The following is a 21,913-nucleotide window of genomic DNA, read 5'->3' on the forward strand; positions in this document are numbered from 1 at the left end:
GCGGGCGTGTCGCGCACGGCCGTGGGTGAGGGTCAGTCCAACCCCACCTGGGCACCCCGGTCGCCCCGTCGAGCGGCACGACGCTGCAGCAGGAAGAGCGCAGTTCCCAGCAGCCCCACCACGATTCCCGCCACGCAGACCGGAAGCACATCGTCCCGGAGTTCGCCGCCCACCACCGCCACGACGACGGTCGCCACCACCCACAGACCGGTTCCCACGGCAAGCGCGGGGCGAGGGTCGGCGAGGCGTCGGATGCGGGCTGCGACGAGCTGGGCGGGTTCCACGGTTTGCAGATTAGTTCCTTCGCGCTGCAATAATCGGTTCCCGTTGCGACGCCCCGTACTCGACGAGCGGATTTGTGGACATGGCCGTAGGCACCGACTCCAAGCGAACGTCCTTTCTGGACACCTATTTCAAGATCACCGAACGCGGTTCCACCGTGTCCCGGGAGGTGCGTGGCGGCATCGTCACGTTCTTCGCGATGTCGTACATCGTGGTCCTCAACCCGCTGATCCTCGGAAGCTTCTCCGCCGACGACGCGAGCGCGAAGATCGACGTGATGGGCAACATCCTGCCCATCAACCAGGTCGCCGCCGTCACCGCGCTGGTCGCCGGCTTCATGAGCATCGTCTTCGGTGTGGTCGCCAACTATCCGTTCGCCATCGCCGCCGGCCTCGGCATCAACAGCCTGCTCGCGGTGACCATCGCGCCGCAGGTCACCTGGCCCGAAGCGATGGGTCTGGTGGTCATCGACGGCATCATCATCGTCGTGCTGGCCCTGACCGGCTTCCGCACCGCGGTCTTCAACGCGATCCCGGCAGAACTCAAGGCCGCGATCGCCGCCGGCATCGGCGCCTTCATCGCCATGATCGGACTCGTCGACGCCGGCTTCGTCCGTCGCATCCCCGACGCCGCGGGCACCACTGTGCCCGTCGGCCTGGGTATCGACGGCTCGATCGCGTCGTGGCCGACCTTCGTCTTCGTCGTCGGTGTGCTGCTCATGGGTGTGCTCGTCGCACGCAAGGTGCGCGGCGGCCTGTTGATCGGCATCGTCGCCACGACGATCCTGTCGATGATCATCGAGGCCATCGCCGACGTCGGCCCGTCGCTGGGCACCAATCCCAAGGGCTGGAACCTCAGCACCCCCGAGGCCCCCGACTCCTTCTTCGGCATCCCGAACCTGAGCCTCGTCGGCAACGTCGACCTGTTCGGCGCGTTCACCCGCATCGGCGTGATCGCCGCGACCCTGCTCGTGTTCACGCTCGTCCTCGCGAACTTCTTCGACGCCATGGGCACCATGACCGGCCTCGGCAAGGAAGCCGGCCTGGCCGACAAGAACGGCACCCTCCCCGGCATCGGCAAGGCCCTCGTCGTCGAGGGCACCGGCGCCATCGTCGGTGGTGGCGCTTCCGCCTCGTCCAACACGGTGTTCGTCGAATCGGCCTCGGGTATCGCGGAAGGAGCCCGCACCGGCCTGGCCAACGTGGTCACCGGCGTGATGTTCCTCCTCGCGATGTTCCTGACCCCGCTGTACGAGGTGGTCCCCATCGAGGCAGCCGCTCCGGCTCTTGTCGTGGTCGGTGCCCTGATGATCGGTCAGGTCCGCGACATCGACTTCTCGGTGTTCGCTGTGGCGCTGCCGGCCTTCCTGACCATCATGGTCATGCCGTTCACCTACTCGATCGCCAACGGCATCGGCGTCGGCTTCATCACCTGGGTGATCTTGCACGCGGCCAGTGGCAAGGTCCGCACGATCCACCCGCTGATGTGGATCGTCGCGGTGCTGTTCGCCATGTACTTCGCTGTCGATCCGATCACCGAACTGCTCACCTAGACGGCCGACGCGTGTTTCGGGCGATGTGACGTATTCTGCACGCCATGATCTCGGATACACGCGCACTCGCCGGTGACCTCTCACTCGCCGTTGTGCGTCTGACGCGTCATTTGCGGGGGAGACGCACCGATTCCCGAGTTTCTCTGACCCAGATCTCGGCGATGGCCACCCTTGCGCAGGAGGGTGCGATGACCCCGGGGGCACTGGCAGCGCGCGAACGCGTCCAACCACCCTCGATGACCAGGGTCATCGCCTCTCTGCACGAACTCGGTCTCGTCGAGCGGACACCGCACCCGACGGACGGACGGCAGATCATCGTGACGCTGTCCGAAGCCGGGAGCGAGCTGCTCGCCGACGAGGCGCAGGCACGCGAAGTGTGGCTGACCGAACGGCTCGACAAGCTCGATCCGGACTCGCTCGCCACGCTGCGCGACGCCGTCGGAATCCTCACGGCGCTCGTCGCGGAAGACGACTGACCGCACCGCGGTCGATGACGACTGACCGCGCTGCACTGCGGTCGATGACGACTGACCGCGCTGCACCGCGGTCGCGACGACCGACCCGGTGCGGGAGGGTGCGGGGCCGCTGGGAGAATGACCCGGTGGTTCACGTCATCGACATCGACGATCCTTCCGACCCCCGGGTGGACGACTTCCGCGATCTCAACTCCGCGGACCGTCGGCCCGACCTTCCCGGTGGCAAGGGCCTGGTGATCGCGGAGGGTGTGCTGGTGGTCCAGCGCATGCTCGACTCCCGGTTCGCTGCGACGAGCCTGCTCGGCGTGGGTCGGCGGCTGGACGAACTCGCCGACGACCTGCGCGACGTCGATGTGCCGTTCTACCGCACCGATGCGGCGACCATGGCGGAGGTCGTCGGCTTCCACCTCAACCGCGGGGTGCTCGCCGTCGCGCACCGGCCCGAACCGCTGTCGCTCGACGACGTCCTCGACAAGGCGACCACGGTCGCGGTGCTCGAAGGGGTCAACGACCACGAGAACATCGGCTCGATGTTCCGCAACGCGGCCGGGCTCGGCGTCGACGGTGTGCTCTTCGGGAAGGGATGCGCCGACCCTCTGTACCGGCGTGCGGTGCGCGTGTCGATGGGGCACGTCCTCCGTGTCCCCTTCGCGCACGTCGACCGGTGGCCGTACGACCTGGATCTGTTGCGCAGCAGAGGCTTTCAACTGATCTCGCTGACCCCGGACCCGCGGGCGATCCCGCTCGCCGAAGCGATGACGGGGGAGAAGGTCGCACTGTTGCTCGGCGCCGAGGGACCGGGCCTGACCGAGCATGCGATGCGGGCGACCGACGTGCGTGCCCGGATTCCCATGGCTCCCGGCACGGATTCGCTGAACGTGGCCACCGCTGCGGCGATGGCGTTCTACGAGCGGGTGCGGCTCCCGCGATGAGCCAGGCTCGCGGCCCCGCGCCCACCCCCTGGGCGACGGGGCTCACGCTGACGGCATTCTCCTTCGTCGCCACCGTCATCACCGTCGTCGCCTGCGGGCAGGTGCTCGGCCGGATCCATCCGGCCCTCGCCGTCGTCGTCAATGTCGTGACGGTCGCGGGAGTCGCGCCGACCGTGTGGTCGTGGCTTCAGGTGCAGGTACTGCGCTGGCTCGCCGCCGGTTTCGTGGCCGGTGTACCGTTCGGCTGGCTCGCGCTGCTCGTGTCCTGACCGTTTCCGGGTGTGATTGCCGGCGGGGAAAATCCCCAACCTCCATTGAAGAATTCCGACGAAGCGCACACTCGAGATGTCGGGTCATCCGGAAGGAGCATCATGTCTCACAATGTGCATGCCGAGCGGGAGGAAATGTCGGTCAAGCAGGGTCTGGCCGCGGGAACGTCGGTCGGTGCCGCGATCATCATGACCTTGATCGGTGCTCTGCAACTGTTGCAGGGAATTGCTGCGGTCGCTGAGGACGAAGTCTTCGTCGCCGGCCAGGAGTATCTGTTCACGTTCGATCTCACCACGTGGGGGTGGGTCCACATCGTTGTCGGTGTCGTGATGGTGATCGTGGGCATAGCGTTGATCTCCGGGGCGACATGGGCGCGGGTGTCCGCGATGGTCATCGCCGCGCTGTCGATCCTGGTGAACTTCATGTGGCTTCCCTACTACCCGGGGTGGGCGCTTGCGATCATCGCCCTCGATGTAGTGGTCATCTGGGCGATCGCGACCTGGAACCCCCGCGCCGTGTACTCCTGACCGACTCGAGCGCGATACTGAATCGCGCCGATTGCGCAAACTGATGTCCTCCACCCATGAACGGGCGTATGGTATATCCGGCCCTCCCGATCAGAGGGACGGAGGTCGTCATGACTGAAGATGGACCTGCCGAAGCCCGAATCGGACAGTCGTCACGATTCGACACCGGTATCGATGAGTGGACCGGGGGCCGCGAGTAGTGGCAGTGCCGTAGCGGCACACTGCAGGGGGAAGCAGGATTCGAGATCTTCATTCTCCGGTGGTTTCACGGGGCATCGTCCCGCCATCGGTTCGGCCGAGGAGGTTCGGCTATGGATTCATTCTGGGACTACGTGTGGTACACCGTCGTCGTATTCGCCTTCGTGGCATACCTGATCGTCCTGTTCCAAATCATCGTCGACCTCTTCCGGGATCATTCCGTATCCGGTTGGGTCAAAGCGGTGTGGGTCATCGGTCTGGTGCTCCTTCCGTACCTGACAGCGCTGGTCTACCTGATCGTTCGCGGTCGGGGAATGGCTCTGCGGGCACAACAGGCCCAGGCCGAGGCGAAGCAGGCCACCGACGAATACATTCGCACCGTGGCAGCCGGGAAATCCCCGGCTCAGCAGATCGCCGACGCCAAAGCCCTGCTCGACTCCGGGGCGATCACGCCCGCGGAGTTCGAACACCTCAAGGCACAGGCCCTCGGCACCGTCGCGCCCGGACGTGACGGCGTGCCCATCGCGTGAATCGTCGTCGCGGGGAGGGCGCTGCGGACGGTGTCCTCCCGTGGTCGGCTCGTGCGTTCGACGCCTCGTCGCGTCGAGGAGCCTGCGGTTGAAAGTGTAAGGGTGGCAGCATAACCCGCAGGCACCCTTGTTCCTGAGAATCGGACCGTGACCGCTCCTCGCGAGGATCGGCGCACGGTCGATGTCTTCTTCGTACACGAGAGGATTGTCATGTCACAGGATGTACGCCCCGACCGGGGCGGGGTCAGTGTCAAACAGGGCATCGCCGCAGGCACCTCGATCGGAGCAGCGATCATCCTGGCAACCGTCGGCATCGTCCAGATCTTCCAGGGCATCGCTGCGGTGGCCGAGGACGAAGTCTTCGTGCGGGGCGTGGAATACACGTTCAAGTTCGACTTCACCACGTGGGGATGGATCCACATCGTCCTCGGTGTCGTGATGCTGGTCGCCGGTCTCGCGTTGATGAGCGGCGCCACGTGGGCTCGCGTCACGGCCATCATCATCGCCGCGTTGTCGATCATCGCGAACTTCCTGTGGTTGCCGTACTACCCGTGGTGGTCGATCCTGATCATCGCGTTGGACGCGGTCGTGATCTGGGCGATCTCGACCTGGCAGCCACGCGCCGACTACTACTGACGCGACCGTGCAAGAAAACGGCCGCAGCGTCCGGGGTGATCCGGGCGCGAACGTCGCGACCGATGTTCCCCGATCGCGGACACGGCGGTGGGCACTGCACCTCACACTTCCCGGGTGTTGGGGTGCAGTGCTTTTCGCGTGCCTGTCGTTCACCCCGTCGTTGCTTCCGCGCGGCGGGATCCTGCAGGGGATGATCTGCGGGATCACTGCCGCGATCGGATACGGCCTCGGCGTGCTCCTCGCGTTCGTGTGGCGCGCCTTCGCCGACCGGCCTCCTCGGTCTCCCAAGACTGCGTCGTGGTGGATCTTCGGCGTCTGCGGGGTGGTCCTCTTCGCGGTCTTCTTCGGGCTCGGTCAGTACTGGCAGCACGAGATCCGTACTCTGATGGGGGTTTCCGAGTACAACCTGGCACTTGCGGTTCTCTCCCCGCTCGTCGCGGTCGCGATGCTCGCTGTGCTGCTGGCGATCGGACGTGGTATCCGCGCCCTGTACCACTGGGCGGCACGGACACTCGACCGGTGGATCGGGCAGCGGGCCGCGAACGTCGTGGGGTGGGTTCTCGTCGCGGGACTCGTGTATGCGATCGTCTCCGGAGTGCTCCTCGCCGGCTTCATCGACGCCGCCAACGCGGCGTTCTCGGTGCGGGACACGAGAACCGAGGAAGGTGTGCAGCAACCGACGACCGCACTCCGCTCCGGTGGACCGGATTCGGTCGTTCCGTGGGATTCTCTCGGGTGGCAGGGGCGGATCTTCGTCGGGCAGGGGCCGACCACCGAACAACTCGGTGAGTTCACCGAAGGTCCTGCCCTCGAACCGATCCGGATCTACGCCGGCCTGGCATCGGCGGACGACACCGAGGATCGCGCGTCCCTCGCTGTCGAGGACCTCACCCGGGCAGGAGGATTCGAGCGGAGCAACCTGGTCGTCGTGACGACGACGGGGAGCGGCTGGGTGGACCCGGCTCTGGTGGACTCCGTCGAGTACCTCACCGGCGGCGACGTCGCGACGGTCGCGATCCAGTACTCCTATCTGCCCTCGTGGATCTCCTATCTCGTCGACCAATCGAAGGCGCGGGAAGCCGGACGCGACCTGTTCGACGCGGTGTACGACGTCTGGTCGAAGCTTCCCCAGGACGCCCGCCCCCGACTGCTCGTGGCTGGGGAGAGCCTCGGTTCGTTCGGCGGGGAGACCGCCTTCAGCGGCGAGTACGACCTGCGCAATCGCACGTCGGGCACGGTCTTCGCCGGACCTCCGAACTTCAACGTCCTCTTCCGGGAGTTCAGCGATCGCCGGGAGGCCGGCAGCCCCGAGATCGAACCGGTCTTCCGGGACGGCCGCACGGTGCGGTTCACGAACGACCCACAGGCGGAGATCCCGCCGACGGGCGAGCCGTGGGAGGGGAGTCGGGTGCTGTATCTGATGCACCCGTCGGACCCGATCGTCTGGTGGAGTCCGCGCCTGATCACGAGTGAGCCGGACTGGATCGGCGAAGCCCCCGGCCGCGACGTGCTCGAGGACATGGTGTGGATCCCGTTCGTGACCTTCTGGCAGGTCACGGCCGATCTGCCCTTCTCCACGGGTGTCCCGGCCGGGCACGGCCACAAGTACAGCACCGAGTACGTCGACGCCTGGGCTGTCGTCCTGCAATCCCCGGAGATCACACCCGACGACATCGACGAGGTGAAATCCATTGTCGGAGCAGAGGAGTGACGAGTACGACCGGGAGCGTCGCTCGATGGCACGTCAGTGCGCGGCGAGGCGCCGCCACCAGGAGGTCTTCGGTGCGGGGACGGAGATCTGCGGGACGGGGGTGCGCAGCGTGAAACTCCACGTCTCGATGTCCCGCGGGTCGAGTTCGTCGTCGCGACGCCCGACGTAACGGAACCCGAGCCAGGCCCCGTGCGCCTCCTCGACGAGCTTGCGGGGATGGAAGGGCAGCGACTCCGGGGGAGGGGGCACGTTCGGCGGCCAGCGGAGCGGATGCTCACCCGCCCAGAACGGGCGCTCCCACACGAACGGGAGTCCCTGGTCCTCGAAGAACTCGACGGTGTTCGCCCCGAAGCTGCGGCGCAGCGTGCCGCACTCCCACACGGCGAACGATCCCCACGCGCCGGCCGGATCGGAGGTCAGCAGGCACGTGCGTTCGGCGGCGGGCGTGCGCAACCACATCGCGGGTAGCTCCGAGGGGTGGCGCAGCGCGAACCGGCGACTCGACACCACCGTCACGCCGGGATAACTACCGATCCAGAATCGTTCGACGCCGTCGTCCTCGCTGGTATCCCCGGCGTCGGTCAGCGGAACCCGCGCGCCGGGATCGACCTGGAGATCCGGGAACAGGCGTGACAGAAGTGCTTGTGCCGCATCGCGATCCGGGGAGAATTCGCGCAGGACCGTTGCGGGATCGGGTGCGTCGACGTACCAGAGCGTCGACACCGTCGCCGACATCGTCGACGACTTCCTCAGACGCGCCCGTTACTGCGCACACCGAGCAGCACGTCGTCCCACGAGGGCAGCGCGGGCTTACCGCGCTTGTCCTTCGCGGGAGCCTGCGCCGCGCGTGATGCGTCGGTGTCGTCGGGCACCGTGACGGCGGCGGTCTCCTCGTCGGCGACCGGCTCGGGCGCCGGTTCGTCGGCGGCGGGAGCCTCCAGCGTGATCGGGGCGTGCCGCTCGGCGTTCTCCGCCTCGGTGGAATCGTCGACGTCGCGCGCCGAGTAGACCGGGGTCAGGTAGCGCAGGGGACGACCGCAGTCGGGATCGACAAGATCGGCGGCGATGTCGTCGAGCGCGGTGATCGTGCCGCCGTGAGCATCGGGCTGGTAGCGCCAGTGGGCGCGGTTCGTGGAGCGACCGGCGTGCCACCGCAGCTGTGCGACCCAGAAGCCCTCGTCGTCGCGCCAGGCGTCCCACTCGGCCTCGTCGAGGCTGTGTCCGCGAGCGCGGAAGGCCTGCGTGACGATCTCGTGGAGGGTCTCGACGGCGGGGCCGTCGGGGCGGACGGGATGCCCCTTCTTGGCCATGTCGGCCGCCCGGGACCGCTCGAGCAGGACGGGATAGGCGAACCGTTCGACCTTGGCGACCGGGATCCCGGCCTCGTCGGCCACCTGCTCGACCGAGGCGCCGCCGCGGATGCGGGCCTGGATCTCGCGAGGACGGAGCTGGCTGGTCGTCTCGATCTGGATCTGGCCGAGACGGGCCAGATCACCGCGAGCGGCCGCGCGCAGGGTGTCGTCGACGGGAATGCGGAACTTGTCCCCCGTCGTGGGATCGGCGAGCACCACATGCTTAGCATCGGGCTCGAGGCCGACCACTCGAAGCTCTCGCACCTTGACCTCCTCGCGCCGATCGCGATTGACCCGCCCGACTGTAACCGACCTGGATATTTTTCGTGGCCGGACACGCCGCGCCACGCCGAGCGACATCGCAAGAAATCCGCCGCGGCGCGTTATCGTCCAGGGTTCGCCGAAATGTCTCGATGCGAGGTCGAGACTATGACGAACAACGGGGCCGGATCCGACATCGGACCCGGCCCCGCTGTGCGGCGTGCTCAGAGCTGGGAGACGACCCAGTCGATGCTCTTGGTCAGCTGCGTGACGTCCTCGGGGTCGATGGCCGGGAACATGCCGATGCGCAGCTGGTTGCGGCCGAGCTTGCGGTACGGCTCGGTGTCGACGATGCCGTTGGCCCGCAGGATCTTCGCGACCTGCGCCGCATCGACGGAGTCGGCGAAGTCGACGGTGCCGACGACCTGCGAACGCAGCGACGGATCGGCGACGAACGGCGTCGCATACTCGGAGGCCTCGGCCCACTCGTACAGGCGTGAGGACGAATCCTTCGTGCGCGCGACGGCCCAGTCGAGGCCGCCGTTGCCGTTGAGCCACTCGATCTGGTTGGCGAACATCAGCAGGGTGGCCAGCGCCGGGGTGTTGTAGGTCTGGTCCTTGCTGCTGTTGTCGACGGCGATCGGCAACGACAGGAACTCGGGGGTGAAGCGACCCGACTCCTTGATCTCGGCGACACGCTCGAGCGCGGCCGGGCTCATCAGCGCGATCCACAGGCCGCCGTCGGCGGCGAAGCTCTTCTGCGGGGCGAAGTAGTACACGTCGACGTCGGAGATGTTCACCGGCAGGCCACCGGCACCCGAGGTCGCGTCGATCGCGATCAGGGCGTTATCGGAACCGGCAGGACGCTGCACGGGGACCGCGACACCCGTCGAGGTCTCGTTGTGCGCCCAGCCGATGAGATCGGCCGACGCGTCGGCGACGATCTCCGGAGCCGAGCCCGGCTCCGAACCCACGACGATCGGGTCGCCGATGAACGGGTTCTTCTTCGCGACCGTCGCGAACTTCGACGAGAACTCGCCGTAGGTGAAGTGCTGCGAACGCTCCCGGATCAGACCGAAGGCCGCGGCGTCCCAGAAAGCGGTGGTGCCACCGTTGCCGAGGACGACCTCGTAGCCCTCGGGCAGGGAGAACAGGTCGCGCAGACCCGAGCGGACACGGGCGACGACGTCCTTGACCGGCTTCTGCCGGTGGCTGGTGCCGAACACCGAAGCGCCGACGTCGACCAGCGACTGCAGCTGCTCGGGACGAACCTTGGACGGGCCGCAGCCGAAGCGGCCGTCTGCGGGCTTGAGGTCGGCGGGAATGATCGGTGACGCGTCTGCCATCGGAATGCGTGTCCTAAGAGTCGAGGGACATGGTGCACAGGTAGTCTAGACCGCCCCCTCGGAGCCCCGGCCGGGCGCTGGTCGGCCCGGCCGAGGAAGAGGCATCAGCGATGCGTGATCGAATCCCAGCCCGTGACCTCGGAGGCAGGGCGCGGATCGGGGCCGGTGTAGATCGCCGCGGGACGCACCAGCTTGCCCAGACGCTTCTGCTCGAGGATATGGGCGCACCAGCCGGCGGTCCGACCGCAGGTGAACATCGCGGGCATCATCGCCGCGGGGACCTCGGCGAAATCGAGGATCACCGCGGCCCAGAACTCGACGTTGGTCTCTATCGCCCGGTCGGGACGACGCTCGCGCAACTCGGCCAGGGCAGCTTGCTCGAGCGCGGCCGCAGCCTCGAAACGGGGAGCGTCGAGCCGCTTCGCGGTGCTGCGAAGCACCCGGGCGCGGGGGTCCTCGGCACGGTAGACGCGGTGACCGAAGCCCATGAGCTTCTCCTTGCGATCGAGGATGCCCTTGACCAGGCCGCGCGGATCGCCGGTGCGTTCGGTCTCCTCGATCATCGGCAGCACGCGCGCGGGAGCACCGCCGTGCAGCGGGCCGGACATCGCGCCGACCGCGCCGGAGAGCGAGGCGGCCGCGTCCGCGCCGGTCGAGGCGATGACCCGGGCGGTGAACGTCGAGGCGTTCATGCCGTGCTCGGCCGCCGACACCCAGTAGGCGTCGATCGCCTCGACGTGCTTGGGATCCGGGTCGCCCTTCCACCGCACCATGAAGCGCTCGGTGACGGTGCTCGCCTCGTCGATGCGCTGCTGCGGCACGGCGGGCTGGTAGATGCCGCGGGCGGACTGGGCGACATAGGACAGGGCCATCACCGCGGCGCGGGCGAGATTGTCGCGGGCGGTCGCATCGTCGATGTCGAGCAGCGGACGGAAGCCCCAGATGGGTGCGAGCATCGCCAGACCGGCCTGGACGTCGACGCGCACGTCGCCGGTGTGGATCGGCAGGGGGAACGGCTCGGCCGGGTGCAGACCGCGACCGAACTCGCCGTCGACGAGCAGGGCCCACACGTCGCCGAAGGTGATTCCCTTCTCGACGAGCTCTTCGATGTCGACCCCGCGATAGCGCAGCGCGCCACCGTCCTTGTCGGGCTCGGCGATGTCGCTCGTGAAGGCGACCACGCCTTCGAGTCCTGCGACGAAATCCTCGGGAACTGACGCGCGCGCTGCCATGACGGTTGGGCTCTCCTCGTTCGAGCACGGCCCGGTCCGAGCCGCGCTGCCGGTGGAATGAGGTCACCGTCAGGTGTGATCGGCGCCCCACTCGGGTCGTCGTGAAAACTGTAGCGCCCGTGGTCCGAGCGTCGCCGCCCGGATGCCGGGAGTACCGTCGTCGTTCGTGCCGTCCGATTTCCCGTTGCCGCGCCCCGAGGGTGACGACCTCGCGCGTATGCGTGTCGACTACAGCCCGGCCGGGCCGACCGACGAGTCCCCGGCCGACCGCGATCTCACCCCCGGCGATGTCGCCGAGGGCTGGCTTCCGCTGGTGCGTACGTGGTTTGCGAACGCGGTCGCCACCGCGGTGCCCGAGCCGAACGCGATGGTGCTCGCGACCGTCGACGAGCACGGACACCCGGCGACCCGCACCGTGCTGTGCAAGAAGATCGACGCCGACGGCCTGACCTTCTTCACCAACTTCGAGTCCGACAAGGGCCGCCATCTGGCCGGGCACCCCTATGCCTCGGCGACCTTCCTCTGGTTGCCCGTCTACCGGCAGGTGACCGTCCGCGGACCGGTCGTCCGCGTGTCCGACGAGGAGACCCTCGCATACTGGCAGACGCGGCCGCGCGGATCCCGCCTGGGCGCATGGGCGTCGCAGCAGTCGCGTCCCGTGGCCGAACGCGCCGATCTCGAGCACGCCCTCGTCGAGGCCGCCGAGCGCTACGAGGTCGACGACGACATCCCGGTGCCGCCGTTCTGGGGCGGATTCCGCATCGTCCCCGAGTCGGTCGAGTTCTGGCAGGGCCGGCCCAACCGGTTGCACAACCGGATCCGGACCCGGCTGGTGGACGGTCGCTGGATCACCGAGCGTCTGCAACCGTGAGGCGGCTGCTCGCCGACACCACACCGCTGCGCAACAAGGACTACGCCCGGCTGTGGTGGGCCGGGATCGTCACCGTCATCGGTGCACAGATGGCGGTCGTCGCCGTTCCTCAGCAGATCTACGAGATCACCCGCAACTCTGCCTATGTGGGGCTGACCGGTGTGTTCGGGCTCGTGCCGCTCGTGGTCTTCGGACTGTGGGGAGGGGCGCTCGCCGACGCGATGGACCGCCGCAAGTTGCTGCTCATCACCTCCACCGGTCTCGGCGTCACGTCCGTGTTGTTGTGGGTGCAGGCGGCGAGCGGGCTGAACAACGTGTGGGTGCTGTTGTGCCTGTTCTCGCTGCAACAGGCGTTCTTCGCGGTGAACCAGCCGACCCGCGCGGCGATCATCCCTCGGCTGCTGCCGGTAGGGCAGATCGCGGCCGCCACCTCGCTGAACATGACCGTCGTGCAGTTCGGCGCCATCGCGGGCCCGCTGTTCGCCGGGGCCCTCATACCCGTCGTGGGACTGTCCACCCTCTACCTGCTGGACGCGATCTTCCTGCTGGCCACGCTGTGGGCGGTGGTGCGACTCCCGGCGATTCCGCCGCTCGGCGAGGTCACCAAGGCCGGGCTGCGCGCGGTCTTCGACGGCTTCCGGTACCTGTCCGGCCAGAAGATCCTGCTGGCGTCGTTCGTCGTCGACATCGTCGCCATGGTGTTCGGGATGCCGCGTGCCCTGTTCCCGCAGATCGCCCACGAGTCGTTCGGCGATCCGGCGCAGGGCGGCTTCGCCCTCGGTCTGCTGTTCGCGGCGATGTCGGTCGGCGCGGTGGTCGGCGGCGTCTTCTCCGGATGGCTGCCGCGGGTGCAGCGCCAGGGTCTCGCCGTGATCGTGTGCATCGTCCTGTGGGGCGTGGCGATGGTCGGCTTCGGCGCCGCGGTGTGGTGGGCCGAGCCCGACGGCAGCGGTCTGCTGCTGTGGGTCGCCCTGTTCTTCCTGGCGTTCGGCGGGGCGGTCGACATGGTGTCCGCGGCCTTCCGCTCGACGATGCTGCAGACCGTCGCCACCGACGAGATGCGCGGCCGGTTGCAGGGCGTGTTCATCGTCGTCGTCGCGGGAGGACCGCGCATCGGCGACGTGCTCCACGGCGCCGCCGCGGCCGCGGCAGGAACCGCGGTCGCCGCGGCCGGCGGCGGCGTCCTCGTAATCGTCGGCACGCTCGTGTGCGTCGTCGCCTTCCCGGCCTTCGTCCGGTACCGGGTCTCACGCACTCTCGGATGACGGACCTGCGGAGTCGCCCGGCAGGGGAGCACGCAGCTCGGTGACGGCGATGCGCGCGGCTTCACCGATCGCAGCGTCGACGACCGGCAGTACGGGATCCGCGCGGGCGGCGCGGGTGAACACTGCGACGGCGATCGGATACTCGCCGGGGAACTCGACGACCGCCACCTCGTTGCGGATGATGCCGATCGTGCCGGTCTTGCCTGCGATCGCGACCCCGCGATGCGGGAAGCCCGACGCGATGCGGTGCGGCCAGATCTGGGCGCGCATCACCTGCTGCGCGAAGGCGGTGCTCTCGGGCGAGAGCACCGAGCCCGACCACACGGCCTCGAGCAGCCGGGTCATCTCCTCCGGGGTGGTCGCGCTCGTGTAGGCCGGGTCGTACGCCGAGACGGTCCAGGCGGCGTCGATGTCGGTGAGCGCCCGGAACGCCTCGACGGTGGTGCGGGTGTCCGTCTCCTCGACGAGGCGCTGATAGACGTCCGCCGTGCCACCGATGATCCGGGTCCGTGTGAGTCCGAGGCGCGCGAGCAGTTCCTCGACAGCGGTCGTGCCGATCTCGCCGAGCAGCACGTCGGCCGCCGCGTTGTCGGACACCGTCATCATCGATGCGGCCACGTCGCGTCGGCTCATCGTCACCGGATCCCGGAAGCTCGCGATCCCGGTCGGGCCGGGGGTGCAGTCCGACGGCACGATCCGCAGCTGCCCGGATGCGTCGAGCCGGCCTGCGTCCACCTCCGCGCAGAACGCGAGGAACAGCGGAAGCTTGTACACCGACGCGAGCACCACGCGTTCGTCCCCGCGCACCGACAACATCGCCGCACGCGGATCCGAACACCGGCGGACGTGCAGCCATCCCGTGCACCCGGCATCCGCGAACACCGCCCGGATCCGGTCGACCGCACTGTCTCGCCGTTCCTCGCCGTTCACCGGACCCGTTCCTTGAACAGCACGCGGTCGAGGGCGTCGACGTGCGCACCGACGTCGGCGTCGGCACGCCGGACGATGCGCACCCGCAGGGCCAGTGCGGACGGAGCCCAGTCCAGCCAGGCCACGCCGGGCACCGAGCCGGGTGGTGAGGTCGACATCCCGAAGTGGGTACCGGCGGCCACGGCGGCGAGCACCGCGCGGTCGTCCGCCGCCGGGGTGGTCTCGACATCGAGTCCTCGTTCGCGCAGCAGATCCTGCACCGCGTCGAAGGCCGCGGGGTTCCCCGTCCGCGGCGGCGCGGCGAACGTCAGGTCGGAGAGCATCGGCAACCGGGGCCGGTCGGAGCGGGCGCTGCGGTGGTCGTCCGGCACGACCAGCCATCGCCGGAGTTTGACCACCGGTCCGGCGTCGAGTCCTTCGGTCAGGGCCGGATGTTCGACGACGGCGAGATCGCACATGCCCGAGCGGACGGCGTCGACGAGTTCGACGGTGCTCGCGGAACGCGTCGACACCGTCGCCTCACCGCGTCTGCTCAGAGCGGTGACGCACAGAGTGACCAGACGGTCGGGTAGTGCGCGGGTGGCACCCCAGTGCAGAAGACCCCGGGCGCGGGCGACGCGTCCGGCCTCGGCGAGGAAACGATCGGCGTCGTCGACGAGGAGACGAGCGCGGGGGAGCAGCTCGGCTCCGGCGGGCGTGAGGACCGCTCCCTGCCTGGTGCGATGCACGAGTTCGGAACCGAGATGCTGCTCGAGTTTCCGAAGTCCTTGTGACAGAGGAGGTTGCGTCATGTCGAGCACCGCTGCGGCCCGGCCGAAGTGTCCTTCCTCCGCGACGGTGACGAAGAACCGGAGGTGGCGGATCAGGTCCATGGCAGGGGATTCAATCAGTACGGGCGGACGATTCGCCGACCCGGCGTGTCGCGCGGCCGGATCCCGTCCGTCGTTCCCGTCTCCAACAGCGGCGATAGTTTTTCCGACTCGTGCGGACGGCGGGTGGGTATTGGCGGGACGATTCCCGTCGGTGGTGTCCTGTCGGCATGACACCCACCGATTCACTCCTCCGGAACAGATTGTCGCGCAGGGGTTTTCTCCACTCCGCCCTTGCCCTGTCCTCCGTCGCCGCAGCGACGGCCTGCGGGTCGCAGGACGGTCCGGTCGACACGATCCCGTCGACGACGGCCGATTCGGTGCCCGACACACAGTTGCTCGCCGCCGGTGTCGACGAGCGTCTCCGGGAGATCGAGGACCGCTACGCCGTACGACTCGGTGTGGTCGCCCAGTCGCCGGTGACCGGGCGCGTCCACACCTACCGGGCCGACGAACGGTTCGCGATCTGTTCTCCGTTCAAGGTCTACGCCGCCGCCGCGATCCTGCGACTCGAGGCGGAAGGATCCCTCCGTCTCGACGAGACCCTCCCGATCGACCCGGAGGACATCGTCGTCAATTCGCCGGTGACCTCGGAACATCAGGGGCGCGTACTGCCGATCGACCGGCTGTGCGAGGCCGCACTCACCCGCAGCGACAACACCGCCGGAAACCTGATGCTCCAACGGATCGGCGGACCCGAGGCCGTCACCGCCTTCGCCCGTTCCGTCGGGGACGAGACCACCCGGCTCGATCGCTGGGAACCCGAACTCAACGAGGCGGCACGGGGCGACGAGCGCGACACCACCACCGCTGCCGGACTCGCCCGCGGCTTCCGGGAGGTGCTCCTCGGCTCGGGGCTGCCCGCTCCGCAACAGCGGACTCTGCTCGGCTGGATGCGCGCGACCACCACCTCGGACACCCGGATCCGCGGGGGATTGCCGCCGGGATGGACGTCGGCGGACAAGACGGGCGGGGGCAATCACGGGACGGTGAACGACGCCGGGGTGGTGTGGTCGCCGGACGGGCAACCGCTGCTGCTGGCGATCCTGTCGGACTCGACCACCGGTGACCCCGACGCGCCCCTCGAGGGCGCGCCCGTCGCGGAGACCACCGCCGTGCTGGTCGACGCACTCTTCGCCGTGCCGTGAGTACAGGGGCCGGCGTGGGGCGCCGATACGCGCAGATCCCCGCGTAACGACCTTGGTGAGACCCGGGTAGTATTGCCGCAGGTTATCGGCGTGTGCCGGCCTTGCGGCGCAGTCGCGGAGGGTGCGGGCGAGCGTTCGGAACCCACATGGACGACATACCGATCGGGGACTTTCGGCGGACCCTGCCTCAGCGCATACCCCGCGCTACGGCTAGGTTCTACGTGAATGTCCGGAAGTTTCTCGTAGGTCTGAGCTTGAGAGGGATCCTTCGTGCCCGCTGAGAATGACACCAACCCCACCCTCAGCTACCCCGGTGGCGAACACACGATGTCGATCGCCAAGGCGACGGAAGGCAATGACGGTATCGAGCTGGGCAAGCTCCTCGCGGCGACCGGGTACACCACCCTCGACCCGGGTTTCGTCAACACCGCCTCCACGAAGTCGGCGATCACGTACATCGACGGCGAGAAGGGCATTCTGCGGTACCGCGGATACCCGATCGAGCAGCTCGCCGAGAAGTCGACGTTCATCGAGGTCAGCTACCTGCTGATCTACGGTGAGCTGCCGACTGCGGAGCAGCTCGAGGTCTTCACCGACAAGATCCGCCGCCACACCCTCCTGCACGAGGATCTCAAGCGGTTCTTCGACGGCTTCCCGCGCAATGCGCACCCGATGCCCGTCGTGTCGAGCGCGGTCAACGCTCTGTCGGCGTACTACCCCGACTCCCTCGATCCGGACGACTCCGAGCAGGTCGAGCTGTCGACGATCCGTCTGCTCGCCAAGCTGCCGACCATCGCGGCCTACGCCTACAAGAAGTCGGTCGGTCAGCCCTTCCTCTACCCCGACAACTCGCTGTCGCTGGTCGAGAACTTCCTGCGCATGACCTTCGGCTTCCCGGCCGAGCCCTACGAGATCGATCCCGAGATCGCTCAGGCGCTCGACATGCTGCTCATCCTGCACGCCGATCACGAGCAGAACTGCTCGACGTCGACGGTGCGCCTCGTCGGTTCCTCCGACGCCAACCTCTTCACGTCCATCTCGGGCGGCATCAACGCACTGTGGGGTCCGCTGCACGGCGGCGCCAACCAGGCCGTGCTCGAGATGCTCGACGGCATCCAGAAGTCCGACGGCGACGTCAAGGACTTCGTCCGCAAGGTCAAGAACAAGGAAGACGGCGTGAAGCTCATGGGCTTCGGGCACCGCGTCTACCGCAACTACGACCCGCGGGCCGCGATCGTCAAGAAGACCGCCGACCGCATCCTCAAGAAGCTCGGTGCGGGCGACGAACTGCTCGAGATCGCCATGAAGCTCGAAGAGGCCGCCCTCACGGACGACTACTTCATCGAGCGCAAGCTGTACCCGAACGTCGACTTCTACACGGGCCTGATCTACCGTGCGATGGGCTTCCCGGACCGCATGTTCACCGTGCTGTTCGCTCTGGGTCGCCTGCCCGGCTGGATCGCGCACTGGCGTGAGATGCACTCGGACCCGACCCTGAAGATCGGCCGTCCGCGTCAGATCTACACCGGTTACACCGAGCGCCCGTACACGTCCCTCGAGGAGCGCTGAACCCTCGTAGCGACCGGAAAGATCGACCGAATCCCGACGAGGAGACACGCATGACAAAGCCCGAAATCGAGTTCCAGGAGGGTCCCGCCCCCACCCAGTTGGTCATCAAGGACCTGGTGGTCGGCGAAGGTGCCGAAGCGGAGCCCGGATCGAAGGTCGAAGTCCACTACGTCGGGGTCGAGTTCGATACCGGTGAAGAGTTCGACTCGTCGTGGAGCCGTGGTGAGTCCATCACCTTCCCGCTGTCCGGTCTGATCGCCGGCTGGCAGGAGGGCATCCCGGGCATGAAGGTCGGCGGCCGTCGCCAGCTGACCATCCCGCCGGAGCTCGCCTACGGTCCCGCCGGATCGGGACACCGCCTGTCGGGCAAGACGCTCGTGTTCATCATCGACCTGCTCGCCGTGCAGGTGCCGCCGGAGGTTCCGACGGTCGAACCGGCCACCGGCCCGGCGCCCGCCGATCTCGTCATCGAGGACATCACCATCGGTGACGGCGACGAAGCGCAGCCCGGCGGTGTGGTCGACGTGCATTACCACGGCGTGGAGTACGACACCAACGATGTGTTCGACTCGTCGTTCGCTCGTGGCGACTCCGTCCGCTTCCCGCTCGGACGTCTGATCCCGGGCTGGCAGGAAGGCATTCCGGGCATGCGCGTCGGTGGACGCCGCAAGCTCACGGTGCCCCCGCAGCTCGCGTACGGACCGGCCGGTTCCGGGCATCCGCTCGGAGGCAAGACGCTGGTCTTCGTGATCGATCTGCTCGGCGTCGGATAACCGGACCCGCAACGACATCCGAGGCCCGCAACACCGGTGAGACCACCGGTGTTGCGGGCCTCGTCGTCGTTCAGTTCCGGGGCGCCCCGAGCATCGACAACGCGAGGTCGACATAGTTGCGGGCCAGATCGTCGACGTCCACGCGGCCGGGCCGGTACCAGCGGGCGACGTCGATCCCCAGCGACAGGATCGCCAGCGCTGCGGTGGGCACGTCGCCGACCCGGAACGCGCCACTGTCGACACCCGAGGAGATGACCTCCCGGACCACGGCGTCGGTGCGCCTGCGGATCTCCGCGATCTCGCGGTAGTGCTCCTCCGAGAGCGCGTGCAGTTCGTACTGCGCGACCCGGCAGGTGGTGTGGTGCACGGCGTGGATCCGCACGAAACGGTCGACGATGGCGCGGATCCGCTCGATCGGGTCGGTGGAACTCGCGGCGGCGCTCTCGACCTCCTCGAGGACGTGGTGGTGCCCGTTGCGGCCGGCCTCGAAGAGTACGGCCTCCTTGGACGGGAAGTGCACGTAGAGCGCCGCGGGGCTCAACCCTGCGCCGACGGAGATGTCGCGGGTGGTGGTCGCGTGGTAGCCGCGGCGTGCGAAGGACTCCACCGCGGAGGCGACCAGCCGGCGCGCGACCTCGGATCCACCGCCTGGCAGCGCTGTGACAAGAGAGGCGTCGGGGGTCTGCTCGGGTGTGTCGGTCACGGGGTCCGTCCTGCGGCTCGCGGAGAAGGCGTCGTTGACATCATGCACCGTCGTTGGTCTACTGAGTGAGCGCTTAGTTCGCTCTTGCTCAGTTCGTTCCTGCTGAGTTCGTTCCTGCTACGGCCGATATCGAGTCGCCCGAAAGGATCCTCGATGCCCTCTCCCGTACTGTCCCGCCGCGACCTGGACTTCCTCCTGTACGACTGGCTCGACATCGAGTCCCTCACCGCTCGGGACCGCTTCGGCGAGCACTCCCGGGAGACCTTCGACGCCGTGCTCGACCTGAGCGCCGACATCGCCACCAAGCACTTCGCGACCCACAACAAGAAGGGCGACGCCCAAGAACCCCGCATCGGTGAGGACGGTCGCGTCGAGATCATCCCCGAAGTCAAGGACGCGCTCGACCTGTTCTGCAAGGCAGGACTCCTCGCCGGCGGGTTCGACGAGGAGCACGGCGGCATGCAACTGCCGGTCACCGTGCAGCGCGCATCGATGGCGTGGTTCCAGGCCGCGAACGCCGGCACCTCGGCCTATCCCTTCCTCACCGCCGCCAACGCGAGCCTGCTGGTCACCCACGGCAGCGACGAGCAGATCGAGACCTTCGTGCCGCCGATGCTCGAAGGCCGCTTCTTCGGCACCATGTGCCTGTCCGAACCGCAGGCCGGTTCGTCGCTCGCCGACATCACCACCAGGGCCGTGCCCGCCGCCGACGGCACCTACCGGCTGACCGGCACCAAGATGTGGATCTCCGGCGGTGACCACGAACTCACCGAGAACATCGTCCACCTCGTCCTCGCCAAGATCCCCGGCGGACCGGACGGCGTGAAGGGCATCTCGCTGTTCATCGTCCCGAAGTTCCTCGTCGAGGCCGACGGCGCGCTCGGCGAACGCAACGACGTTGCGCTCGTCGGCCTCAACCACAAGATGGGCAACCGCGGCACCACCAACACCCTGCTCAACTTCGGCGAGGGCGTCCACACCCCGGGCGGTGAGGCCGGCGCGGTCGGCTATCTGCTCGGTGAGGCGCACAAGGGCCTGTCGTACATGTTCCACATGATGAACGAGGCCCGGATCGGCGTCGGCTTCCTCGCCACCTCCCTCGGCTACGCCGGGTACCTGCAGTCGCTCGACTACGCCCGTACCCGCACGCAGGGCCGGCCGCTCGGCGCCAAGGATCCGGCCTCGCCGCAGGTGTCGCTCGTCGAACACGCCGATGTGCGACGAATGTTGTTGGCGCAGAAGTCCTATGTCGAGGGAGCGCTCGCGCTGGGGCTGTACTGCTCGAAGCTCGTCGACGTGCAGCGCACCGCCGAGAGCGACGGCGAGAGCACCCGCGCCGGTCTGCTGCTGGACCTGCTCACTCCCATCGCGAAGTCCTGGCCGTCGCAGTGGTGCCTCGAGGCCAACAGCCTCGCGATCCAGGTGCTCGGCGGCTACGGCTACACCCGCGAGTTCGACGTCGAGCAGTTCTACCGCGACAACCGCCTCAACCCCATTCACGAAGGCACGCACGGCATCCAGGGTCTCGACCTGCTCGGCCGCAAGGTGATCATGCAGGGCGGTGCCGCTCTCGCGCTGCTCGGCGAAGCGGTAGGAGAGACCATCACCCGGGCGACGCAGGCCGGGGGTGACGCCGCCGCCTACGCGGAGCAACTGGGCTCGGCCGTGGCGCGCGTCGCGGAAACGACCGCGACGTTGTGGTCCACCGGTGATCCCGCTGTGGCCCTGGCCAACTCGTCGGTCTACCTCGAAGCTGTCGGGCACGTGGTGGTGGCGTGGATGTGGCTCGAGCAGCTCCTCGCGGTGGGCGACCGCGAGGGCGACTTCTTCGATGGGAAGCGCGCCGCCGCGCGGTATTTCTTCCGCTTCGAACTGCCCAGGACCGGTCCGCAGTTCGATCTGCTCGCGAGTCTCGACCGCACGACCCTCGACGTGTCACCCTCGGTTCTGTAGCGACACCTTCCAGGCGACCGTCAACGACCCGCCGACCGGTAGCGCATGCCACCGGTCGGCGTGGTCGTCGAAGGTGTCCACGATCCGGTCGACCACCGGGGTGACGTCGTGCGCGGACACATATGCCGGAAGGCTCCGCGCCAGACCGCGCCGCACCTCCCAGACGGGAACGGCGATGCGCGCCAGTGTCTCCGACCTGATCGTGTCGGCCTCCGCGCGCGGCGACATCGTCTGCTTCTTCGACCGGCGACGCCGTCCCGCGCGGGTCCGCTCCGCGTTGTCGACGGGCCAGAACATGCCGTTGCCGCCCGCGGCCAACTGCCCGAAGACACCGAGTTCGATACCCGCCTCCCTCTCGACCAGCAGGTGCACGAGGTCGTGGGGGAGATAGGGGTGACCGCCCGGGCCGTTGCGCGGAGCGAGCTCCGGACCGGTGTCGCGATGCACCGCGATCTCGTACCCGATGCCGGGACCCTTCGTGAAGACGACGCGCATGCTCGTCACGTTAGGCCCCGGGGGTAGGAGAT

Annotated in this window: 23 protein-coding genes and 1 pseudogene; 15 read left to right on the forward strand and 9 right to left on the reverse strand. The window is 68.0% G+C overall.

Going from position 1 to position 21,913, the window contains the following annotated elements:
• Positions 1–32: 32 nt before the first annotated feature.
• Positions 33–284 carry a DUF2530 domain-containing protein gene (locus ACWPOC_RS05490; RefSeq protein ID WP_016691319.1) on the reverse strand — a complete coding sequence of 84 codons (252 nt, stop codon included), beginning with the start codon at positions 282–284 and terminating at the stop codon, positions 33–35.
• Between the two features lie 80 nt (positions 285–364).
• Between ACWPOC_RS05490 and ACWPOC_RS05495 the strand changes: the two genes are divergently transcribed.
• The 8 genes from ACWPOC_RS05495 to ACWPOC_RS05530 all read left to right on the forward strand — a co-directional run bounded on the left by ACWPOC_RS05495 (position 365) and on the right by ACWPOC_RS05530 (position 7,114).
• Positions 365–1,834: an NCS2 family permease gene (locus ACWPOC_RS05495; protein WP_120281547.1), complete on the forward strand. Its 1,470-nt coding sequence runs from the start codon at positions 365–367 to the stop codon at positions 1,832–1,834.
• Between the two features lie 44 nt (positions 1,835–1,878).
• Entirely contained in the window at positions 1,879–2,310 is a 432-nt protein-coding gene (locus ACWPOC_RS05500; RefSeq protein WP_120281548.1) for an Rv0880 family HTH-type transcriptional regulator, read from the forward strand.
• Positions 2,311–2,435: 125 nt separating this feature from the next.
• Entirely contained in the window at positions 2,436–3,242 is an 807-nt protein-coding gene (locus ACWPOC_RS05505) for a TrmH family RNA methyltransferase (RefSeq protein ID WP_120281549.1), read from the forward strand.
• Positions 3,239–3,511 (forward strand): DUF2537 domain-containing protein, encoded by a 273-nt coding sequence (locus tag ACWPOC_RS05510; protein ID WP_120281550.1) that lies wholly within the window; start codon positions 3,239–3,241, stop codon positions 3,509–3,511. Before ACWPOC_RS05505 ends, ACWPOC_RS05510 begins: the two co-directional genes overlap by 4 nt.
• 102 nt (positions 3,512–3,613) lie before the next feature.
• Entirely contained in the window at positions 3,614–4,039 is a 426-nt protein-coding gene (locus tag ACWPOC_RS05515) for a DUF7144 family membrane protein (protein ID WP_120281551.1), read from the forward strand.
• Positions 4,040–4,350: 311 nt separating this feature from the next.
• Positions 4,351–4,767, forward strand: a complete 417-nt coding sequence (locus tag ACWPOC_RS05520; protein ID WP_120281552.1) for an SHOCT domain-containing protein — start codon at positions 4,351–4,353, stop codon at positions 4,765–4,767.
• Positions 4,768–4,977: 210 nt separating this feature from the next.
• Positions 4,978–5,403, forward strand: a complete 426-nt coding sequence (locus ACWPOC_RS05525; RefSeq protein ID WP_455408159.1) for a DUF7144 family membrane protein — start codon at positions 4,978–4,980, stop codon at positions 5,401–5,403.
• A 127-nt stretch (positions 5,404–5,530) separates the two neighbouring features.
• The gene (locus ACWPOC_RS05530; protein ID WP_455408160.1) at positions 5,531–7,114 is read left to right on the forward strand and encodes an alpha/beta hydrolase; all 1,584 of its coding nucleotides are present in this window, start codon (positions 5,531–5,533) and stop codon (positions 7,112–7,114) included.
• Between the two features lie 33 nt (positions 7,115–7,147).
• Here the strand turns inward: ACWPOC_RS05530 and ACWPOC_RS05535 are convergent, their stop codons facing one another.
• The 4 genes from ACWPOC_RS05535 to ACWPOC_RS05550 all read right to left on the reverse strand — a co-directional run bounded on the left by ACWPOC_RS05535 (position 7,148) and on the right by ACWPOC_RS05550 (position 11,305).
• A complete protein-coding gene (locus tag ACWPOC_RS05535) occupies positions 7,148–7,849 on the reverse strand; it encodes a DUF6928 family protein (RefSeq protein ID WP_455408161.1) in 702 nt (233 codons plus the stop codon).
• Positions 7,850–7,863: 14 nt separating this feature from the next.
• Positions 7,864–8,730, reverse strand: coding sequence for a septation protein SepH (sepH, locus tag ACWPOC_RS05540; protein ID WP_268655216.1), 867 nt, complete (start codon positions 8,728–8,730; stop codon positions 7,864–7,866).
• 221 nt (positions 8,731–8,951) lie between these two features.
• Positions 8,952–10,073, reverse strand: a complete 1,122-nt coding sequence (gene serC / locus ACWPOC_RS05545) for a phosphoserine transaminase (protein WP_060651998.1) — start codon at positions 10,071–10,073, stop codon at positions 8,952–8,954.
• A gap of 104 nt (positions 10,074–10,177) precedes the next feature.
• Positions 10,178–11,305, reverse strand: a complete 1,128-nt coding sequence (locus ACWPOC_RS05550; protein WP_230788029.1) for a citrate synthase 2 — start codon at positions 11,303–11,305, stop codon at positions 10,178–10,180.
• A 184-nt stretch (positions 11,306–11,489) separates the two neighbouring features.
• Between ACWPOC_RS05550 and pdxH the strand changes: the two genes are divergently transcribed.
• Positions 11,490–12,176 (forward strand): pyridoxamine 5'-phosphate oxidase, encoded by a 687-nt coding sequence (gene pdxH, locus ACWPOC_RS05555; RefSeq protein ID WP_174247087.1) that lies wholly within the window; start codon positions 11,490–11,492, stop codon positions 12,174–12,176.
• Positions 12,173–13,441 (forward strand): MFS transporter, encoded by a 1,269-nt coding sequence (locus tag ACWPOC_RS05560; RefSeq protein WP_159416588.1) that lies wholly within the window; start codon positions 12,173–12,175, stop codon positions 13,439–13,441. The genes pdxH and ACWPOC_RS05560 overlap by 4 nt, the downstream gene beginning before the upstream one ends.
• Here the strand turns inward: ACWPOC_RS05560 and ACWPOC_RS05565 are convergent.
• Both ACWPOC_RS05565 and ACWPOC_RS05570 read right to left on the reverse strand, forming a co-directional pair.
• Positions 13,424–14,371, reverse strand: coding sequence for a serine hydrolase (locus tag ACWPOC_RS05565; RefSeq protein ID WP_455408162.1), 948 nt, complete (start codon positions 14,369–14,371; stop codon positions 13,424–13,426). The genes ACWPOC_RS05560 and ACWPOC_RS05565 overlap by 18 nt on opposite strands.
• Positions 14,368–15,243 carry a LysR family transcriptional regulator gene (locus tag ACWPOC_RS05570; protein WP_455408163.1) on the reverse strand — a complete coding sequence of 292 codons (876 nt, stop codon included), beginning with the start codon at positions 15,241–15,243 and terminating at the stop codon, positions 14,368–14,370. Before ACWPOC_RS05570 ends, ACWPOC_RS05565 begins: the two co-directional genes overlap by 4 nt.
• Before the next feature lie 167 nt (positions 15,244–15,410).
• Here ACWPOC_RS05570 and bla point away from each other — a divergent pair, with 167 nt between their 5' ends.
• The 4 genes and pseudogenes from bla to ACWPOC_RS05590 all read left to right on the forward strand — a co-directional run bounded on the left by bla (position 15,411) and on the right by ACWPOC_RS05590 (position 18,730).
• Positions 15,411–16,388 (forward strand): class A beta-lactamase, encoded by a 978-nt coding sequence (gene bla, locus ACWPOC_RS05575; protein ID WP_455408164.1) that lies wholly within the window; start codon positions 15,411–15,413, stop codon positions 16,386–16,388.
• 270 nt (positions 16,389–16,658) lie between these two features.
• Positions 16,659–17,957, forward strand: coding sequence for a citrate synthase (locus ACWPOC_RS05580; protein ID WP_016694482.1), 1,299 nt, complete (start codon positions 16,659–16,661; stop codon positions 17,955–17,957).
• A 50-nt stretch (positions 17,958–18,007) separates the two neighbouring features.
• Positions 18,008–18,358: pseudogene (locus ACWPOC_RS05585) on the forward strand (FKBP-type peptidyl-prolyl cis-trans isomerase); the annotation flags it as partial.
• 6 nt (positions 18,359–18,364) lie between these two features.
• On the forward strand, positions 18,365–18,730 hold the full coding sequence (locus ACWPOC_RS05590) for an FKBP-type peptidyl-prolyl cis-trans isomerase (protein ID WP_039958015.1): 366 nt from the start codon (positions 18,365–18,367) through the stop codon (positions 18,728–18,730).
• Positions 18,731–18,800: 70 nt separating this feature from the next.
• On the opposite strand, the gene ACWPOC_RS05595 is transcribed toward ACWPOC_RS05590, so the two are convergent.
• A complete protein-coding gene (locus ACWPOC_RS05595; RefSeq protein ID WP_120281561.1) occupies positions 18,801–19,481 on the reverse strand; it encodes a TetR/AcrR family transcriptional regulator in 681 nt (226 codons plus the stop codon).
• Between the two features lie 105 nt (positions 19,482–19,586).
• Between ACWPOC_RS05595 and ACWPOC_RS05600 the strand changes: the two genes are divergently transcribed.
• Positions 19,587–21,386 (forward strand): acyl-CoA dehydrogenase, encoded by a 1,800-nt coding sequence (locus ACWPOC_RS05600; protein ID WP_120281562.1) that lies wholly within the window; start codon positions 19,587–19,589, stop codon positions 21,384–21,386.
• Here ACWPOC_RS05600 and ACWPOC_RS05605 read toward each other — a convergent pair.
• Positions 21,369–21,881: a hypothetical protein gene (locus tag ACWPOC_RS05605; RefSeq protein ID WP_120281563.1), complete on the reverse strand. Its 513-nt coding sequence runs from the start codon at positions 21,879–21,881 to the stop codon at positions 21,369–21,371. The two genes, ACWPOC_RS05600 and ACWPOC_RS05605, sit on opposite strands and share 18 nt — an antisense overlap.
• Positions 21,882–21,913: the final 32 nt, after the last annotated feature.

The sequence above is a fragment of the Rhodococcus sp. 5G237 genome (assembly GCF_053764735.1).

What these genes read in the sequence shown, in the direction of transcription:
- ACWPOC_RS05605 (WP_120281563.1), bottom strand. Translation starts at nt 21,881, where the DNA reads ATGCGCGTCGTCTTCACGAAGGGTCCCGGCATCGGGTACGAGATCGCG.
- ACWPOC_RS05535 (WP_455408161.1), bottom strand. Translation starts at nt 7,849, where the DNA reads ATGTCGGCGACGGTGTCGACGCTCTGGTACGTCGACGCACCCGATCCC.
- ACWPOC_RS05550 (WP_230788029.1), bottom strand. Translation starts at nt 11,305, where the DNA reads ATGGCAGCGCGCGCGTCAGTTCCCGAGGATTTCGTCGCAGGACTCGAA.
- ACWPOC_RS05600 (WP_120281562.1), top strand. Translation starts at nt 19,587, where the DNA reads ATGCCCTCTCCCGTACTGTCCCGCCGCGACCTGGACTTCCTCCTGTAC.
- ACWPOC_RS05510 (WP_120281550.1), top strand. Translation starts at nt 3,239, where the DNA reads ATGAGCCAGGCTCGCGGCCCCGCGCCCACCCCCTGGGCGACGGGGCTC.
- ACWPOC_RS05520 (WP_120281552.1), top strand. Translation starts at nt 4,351, where the DNA reads ATGGATTCATTCTGGGACTACGTGTGGTACACCGTCGTCGTATTCGCC.
- bla (WP_455408164.1), top strand. Translation starts at nt 15,411, where the DNA reads ATGACACCCACCGATTCACTCCTCCGGAACAGATTGTCGCGCAGGGGT.
- ACWPOC_RS05515 (WP_120281551.1), top strand. Translation starts at nt 3,614, where the DNA reads ATGTCTCACAATGTGCATGCCGAGCGGGAGGAAATGTCGGTCAAGCAG.
- ACWPOC_RS05525 (WP_455408159.1), top strand. Translation starts at nt 4,978, where the DNA reads ATGTCACAGGATGTACGCCCCGACCGGGGCGGGGTCAGTGTCAAACAG.
- ACWPOC_RS05500 (WP_120281548.1), top strand. Translation starts at nt 1,879, where the DNA reads ATGATCTCGGATACACGCGCACTCGCCGGTGACCTCTCACTCGCCGTT.
- serC (WP_060651998.1), bottom strand. Translation starts at nt 10,073, where the DNA reads ATGGCAGACGCGTCACCGATCATTCCCGCCGACCTCAAGCCCGCAGAC.
- ACWPOC_RS05495 (WP_120281547.1), top strand. Translation starts at nt 365, where the DNA reads ATGGCCGTAGGCACCGACTCCAAGCGAACGTCCTTTCTGGACACCTAT.
- ACWPOC_RS05570 (WP_455408163.1), bottom strand. Translation starts at nt 15,243, where the DNA reads ATGGACCTGATCCGCCACCTCCGGTTCTTCGTCACCGTCGCGGAGGAA.